Genomic DNA, 5,599 nt, shown 5'->3' with positions numbered 1-5,599 from the left:
CAAGATGCATCGCGACGGCAAGGGAGTGAATCCCCGGGAGCATAGCAAACTATGTGACCGGGGTGAGCGAGTGCAGCCAACAAAGAGGCAACTTGAAAGATGACGGGTATACATCCTTAAAAGTGATTCCTGCTGCGTTTAAGCAATACCTTATAGCATCATTATCATTAAATCCATCATGCTTAATCTTCGTGAGCCTTTCTTTTTCAATGCCAACGATAATCTTACCATTCTTCATTAAGCACGCTGATCCGTCATGTGATAACCCAGAACCTAAAACATAAATTGGCTTGTTCATAGTTCCCCTCAAACTTAAAACATGTATTTTGGTACTTCAAAGGCAACCAGCTTTTGACATTCAGAAATTGCTTCTTCGATTTTTAACTGCACAGGGGGTGTTTTCTGAGTCCATGCTGAAGGACCTTTTAAGGCACCTTTTAATCCCATGTCTCTAGCAATCTTCAAATAACGTATAGCGTCAATCACAACGCCAGCTGAGTTCTCAGAATCTTGCACCGATAATTTAGTGTCAATTTCGACTTTGCTTCCTCCAAACCCGGTAAGCTCCAAGCGTATATGCGCAACCTTATTATCCTTCAAATAAGGTATATAAGTCGATGGTCCGGCAAAAATAGAATCCTCGTGAACATACACTCCGGCAATTTCATTTTGACTTCTAATAACGTTCTCTTTCGAGATTTTTTTGGATGTTAATCTCTCTTGAACCATCATATTATTAAAGTCAGTATTTCCACCAATATTAATTTGCTGATGATAGTCAACAGTTAGATTTCTTGAGTGTGCTAATTCCTGGTATACTTGTGACAATATTGACGCACCTAAATGACTCTTCATATCATCACCTATGATAGGGATGCCTTTATCGTAGAACTTCTTGTCCCACTCCGGATCAGACGCTATGAAAACTGGAATACAATTAAGCAACGAAACACCAGATTCCAGACAACATTCAGCAAGATATTCGGTAGCCTTCTGAGAGCCAACAGGTAAATAGTTTATCAATATATCTATTTCGTTTTCTTTAAGGCCAGAAACCAAGTCAATTGGTTTTTGATCACTCGAAACCCGAAACCCGCGATCTTCAGGTTGATTGCTCATATACGGAGATACACCATCAAAAACTTCAATTTTCTCGACGATCGGACCTTCTGGCAAATCGGTACAGAATACCCTTGCACAGTTGGGTTTTGCAAAAATTGCTTTTGATATTGGTAAGCCAACTTTCCTACAATCAACATCATATGCAGCTTTCACATTAATATCTTTGATTGAAATACCTAGATTATTAATTATTGGATCGCTATCTGAGTGAAAATAAATCCCTTGATAAAGAGACGAACAGCAATTTCCAACACCTACAATAGCAACGTTAATCATATTAAAAATCCTTTTTGTTAGTGTTTTTTGAAATTATTAAATCATTTAATTTGAATATATTCTCTTCTTTTATAAGCCAATCAGTCATTTCATTACTATACTTCTCAGAAATATACTTTTTATTTTCCAAGTTGGTCTTATAGTTTGCATCATCATCCTCTGGATGAGACAGATGTATACCTTCTATCCCCTCAAACAAATGAAATTGAGAATTAGCTTTGTGTAGCCGGAAACCAAGATCAATATCTTCACCACCCCATGATTTAAAATGTTCATCAAAACAGCCCACTTTTTCAAAGAGTTCTTTTTCTACACTAAATATTGTTCCCCATAAAAAAACCCAAGGTGCAGGCATGGAGCACAATTTATAGTCGAATCTCGCGTACGAGCTTTGGCGAATATCTTTGCCAACACCCAGTTCTTTCATCCTTTTAATTGTGCTGTCTACATCATCTAGGTCAACCTTTAGATCCCACTTATTTTCAGAGTACAGACCGTATACATTTCCAATCGAAACTGATTGTGGGTTAGATATATGGAACTTAATCACGCTCTTAACGAAATCGCTTGGCAAAAGTACGTCAGCATCAACAAAAGCCAGTAGCTCCCCTTTTGCATTTTTAGCTCCAATATTTCTCGCTCGAGCTACACGGAAACCTTCGTCAGGTACATATATATACTTGAGTTTATAGTTGTAAACTTGTTTAGTAACAGCGAGACAAGTCTCATCGCTAGAACCATCATCTACAACTATTACTTCGAAGTCACTAAAGTCCGCACTTTGCTTGTTTAGTAAAGAGAGCAAGGACATTAGGCTTTCTTTTTTGTTATAAGAAGGGATGATTATACTTAGAGTCATAAATTTCTTACTCCTTGATCTTACTTTTTATTTCAAGAAAAGAGGCTTTAAAATTATACATATCTGATAGAGTATAGTTTCCTTGTACAGATAAACAATTATTTAATCTGTTTAGGAATTCTTCAATAACCTCGTTAATATTGAAATAAGCACCAAATTTTTCAATATATGAATTCATTGAGATTATAAAGCCTTCAATATCGTTCTTATACTTTTCTTCCAAAAAGGTATCAGGACGATGCACAGCATCTCCTTTGAACCTATATTTAAATGGAATATCTTCTAGTATTTTAATAAATGCCCCACCCGCAACCATATTCATCCAAGTGACATGATCTTCCGAAACTGAAAAGTCTGGGAATGGACATCTAAGCGCCAAGTCAACATTGACTGCCGTGCCTGACGTCGGGAATATGTACCCACAGTGCCTTATCATATCGAGGTATTTATTGCTTCCTTCTGGAGTATACCGACTATGCTGAACAGCGACGTCGAGCATATCACTCCTAAAGTTTTCGAGAGAAACCGAATTACCACTTTCATCGATTCCGGTAAAGGTTGTGCTAATAATTAAGTCTGATTGATTAATCTGTTCTGCAGCACATAACGTTTTCTCTATACGATATGGATGCGCAATATCATCATCGTCCTGAAAAAAATGATATTGGCACCATATTTGTGAGCATACTTGACACCAATATTTCTTGCTGATGATACCTCCCCCCTCTTCTCGTTAACTATAAAATGAAATCTATTATCAATTATATCGCTCGGCAAATAGTCTTTTATTCTAACATTCAATCGATCATAGAAACTTGAATTATCATTCACTATTACAACGCACCAATCTGGGGTTGACTGAGCATGTATTGAAAATAAGGTTTCAACCAGATAATCACTATCTCGTTTGCTCTTTGCATGATGAGGAATCACAAACCAACTTGACATTTATGTGCAACCTTATTTATTTCTTTTGCAAAATCAACTATCCAATCTTCCGATTGAAGTAACACTTGATGAGGGAACGCCATTGTTCGATTGTAAAAATTCTCAGCACCTGGAAGCTTATAACTTATACTATTCAGTCTTTCGAAATGGCTATAATACTTGTTTCTATCAACTCGACTTGGTTGGTAGAGTGGATTGTTATTTAAAGGTTTATCAAGCCTTTCAAAAGGTATTCGATATTTCTCTGAGAAATAGTTCGATATTGCTTGTGCTTGTTCATCTTTAACTTCACAATTGAAGTCAACGACACAACGCCAATATACTCTTTGATCAATATTTTCGTCTGCATCAAGGATATTACATATTTTATTTTTTCTAAGGCAGTCATCAAGAATCATGGCGTTTAAACGTCGCTTTTCGTTCTCGCCATCTAATCTTTTCAGACCGTTTAACAAAATGGCACACTGCATCTCAGTAATGTTGTAGTTCCTTCCTTGCACTTCTCCATTACCGGAAATAACCATAAGATTTCTTGGATTTACGCTATCAGTTTTAGCTCTCCCATCCATCATCAAATTTTGTATTATGGAATAGTAAACATCCGAGCTAGTAGCAATAATCCCACCTTCTCCACTAGTAAGTAGTTTTGATTGCTGGGTAGAAAATACAGATATATCAAAAAAAGAGCCAGCCTTCTTTGATTTCCACGTCGCCCCATGGCTTTGTGAACAATCTTCAATAACTTTTAAACCATATTTATTTGCAATAGCACCAATTTTTTTCACATCTACCATGCCGCAATAAGCATGTACCAAAATAATGGCTTTGGTGTTCTGGGTAATATTCTCTCGTATTGCCTTCTCTGATATTTGTCCGGTTAAAGGATCAATATCAGTCAAAACGGGAATAGCACCTAGATTATATACAACTTGGGCAACTGCAACCCAAGTCATACCTAGTACTATGACTTCATCTCCAGGCAAGATACCTATGGTTTCAAGAGCGATGGATAACGCCGCTGTTCCAGAAGTGCATGGAATAGCATGTTTAATACCTATGTAGTCTGCCCATCTTCTTGAGAAAAGAGTACTAAAGTATGGCAATGTTTCAGACTGGCCTGACAACGTCCAACGCGTAGATCTAAGTGCTCCTTCTACATCAGTTAGTAGGTCAACATCGCACACCGGCCAATTCATCTCAAAAGGTTTCATGCATCCTCCTATAACACCAAATTTAATAGCCTTTTGCTTAACAACCGTTTGTAGGCACTTATGATATCGCCTTCTCGAATACGTCCATCAAGTAGAAGTTGACTAATTGTTTTAATGCCATCAGCGACATCAAAACAGGACAACTCTGTCTCTGTAACCCGCTCGCTGTATGTTGCTATATTGATGTAATATGAACAGGATTCACTTGTAGCTTTTTTGATAGTAGTTACAAACTCTTTTTTTATTGGTCGCAATAACTCGTATAGTTTATCACCACGAATTCTTTTCTTAATAATGAAATCGCCGACAACCAAATAGTCCAAGTCTGTAAGTAGAAAGCATTGTATAGCATCATACGCATCACATACAATTGGCTCCGCATTTACATTAAATGAGGTATTCAATAAAACAGGAACCCCTGTAATTTCTTTAAAATTCTTTATTAGCTGGTAGATGTCTTTATTATATTCTCCAACAGCTTGAACTCTCGCTGTATTGTCTATATGTGTTATAGCTGCAAGTTTTTGTTGGTTTTCTTTAACAACCGGGAGATTAAATACCATATACTCCAAGTTCACTTTACAATCTGGAACTAGGAACCAATCTGAAATTTCATCCACCAACACCATGGGTGCAAATGGGCGATAGGACTCTCTCTGCTTAATAATTCGATTAGTTCTATATTTTGATTCAATAGGTCTGGGATCAGCTAGAATACTACGACTACCAAGAGCTCTTGGACCATATTCCATTCTACCTCTAGCCCATCCTATTATCTTGCCATTACTAATTTCATTCGCAAGAAACTGAAACTCATCTTCAGCATTAATAACTTCTATGATATCTTGATTTCTATCTATTATTTCAAGCGCATGTTTACTATTTATATCGGGTCCTAAGTAAACATTGTCGAGTTTATTTCCATTAATCCTAGCGTCAGGATACATTGCGCACATAGCTGCACCGACAGCACTTCCACCATCGTGTGAGGCCGGATGAACAAAAATATTATCAAACAATTCGCTAAAGGCGAGCTTTCCGTTCAATGTACAGTTTAGAGCTACCCCACCACCAGGGTGAGATCTCACATTTTTAATAAGGTTATTTTAGTTAAATAAAAATCAGGATATGACTTTTTATAGGCATTTCTCTCATTAAAACGTTAAGATCTCTCTCTTCCATA

The 5,599-nt window shown here is 37.1% G+C and carries 6 protein-coding genes and 1 pseudogene; all 7 read right to left on the bottom strand.

All coding sequences use genetic code 11. From position 1 onward, the window contains the following. Positions 1-109 precede the first annotated feature (109 nt). Positions 110-298, bottom strand: a pseudogene (locus ACGF5R_RS23450) (carbamoyltransferase N-terminal domain-containing protein); the annotation flags it as partial. 14 nt (positions 299-312) lie between these two features. Further along, a complete protein-coding gene (locus ACGF5R_RS23445; protein ID WP_387692999.1) occupies positions 313-1,398 on the bottom strand; it encodes an inositol-3-phosphate synthase in 1,086 nt (361 codons plus the stop codon). Between the two features lies 1 nt (position 1,399). Next, a complete protein-coding gene (locus ACGF5R_RS23440; RefSeq protein ID WP_262980881.1) occupies positions 1,400-2,257 on the bottom strand; it encodes a glycosyltransferase family 2 protein in 858 nt (285 codons plus the stop codon). 7 nt (positions 2,258-2,264) lie between these two features. Further along, on the bottom strand, positions 2,265-2,756 hold the full coding sequence (locus ACGF5R_RS23435; protein ID WP_112878674.1) for a hypothetical protein: 492 nt from the start codon (positions 2,754-2,756) through the stop codon (positions 2,265-2,267). Between the two features lie 116 nt (positions 2,757-2,872). Beyond that, entirely contained in the window at positions 2,873-3,205 is a 333-nt protein-coding gene (locus tag ACGF5R_RS23430) for a glycosyltransferase family A protein (RefSeq protein ID WP_112878675.1), read from the bottom strand. Then, entirely contained in the window at positions 3,187-4,416 is a 1,230-nt protein-coding gene (locus tag ACGF5R_RS23425; protein WP_112878676.1) for a DegT/DnrJ/EryC1/StrS aminotransferase family protein, read from the bottom strand. Before ACGF5R_RS23425 ends, ACGF5R_RS23430 begins: the two co-directional genes overlap by 19 nt. 8 nt (positions 4,417-4,424) lie before the next feature. Beyond that, on the bottom strand, positions 4,425-5,504 hold the full coding sequence (locus ACGF5R_RS23420) for a carbamoyltransferase C-terminal domain-containing protein (RefSeq protein WP_387692998.1): 1,080 nt from the start codon (positions 5,502-5,504) through the stop codon (positions 4,425-4,427). Between the last annotated feature and the right edge of the window lie 95 nt (positions 5,505-5,599).

The sequence above is a fragment of the Photorhabdus sp. RM71S genome (genome assembly GCF_042879355.1).
GTDB lineage: Bacteria > Pseudomonadota > Gammaproteobacteria > Enterobacterales > Enterobacteriaceae > Photorhabdus > Photorhabdus kayaii.
This window is presented reverse-complemented; position numbering and strand designations above follow the sequence as displayed.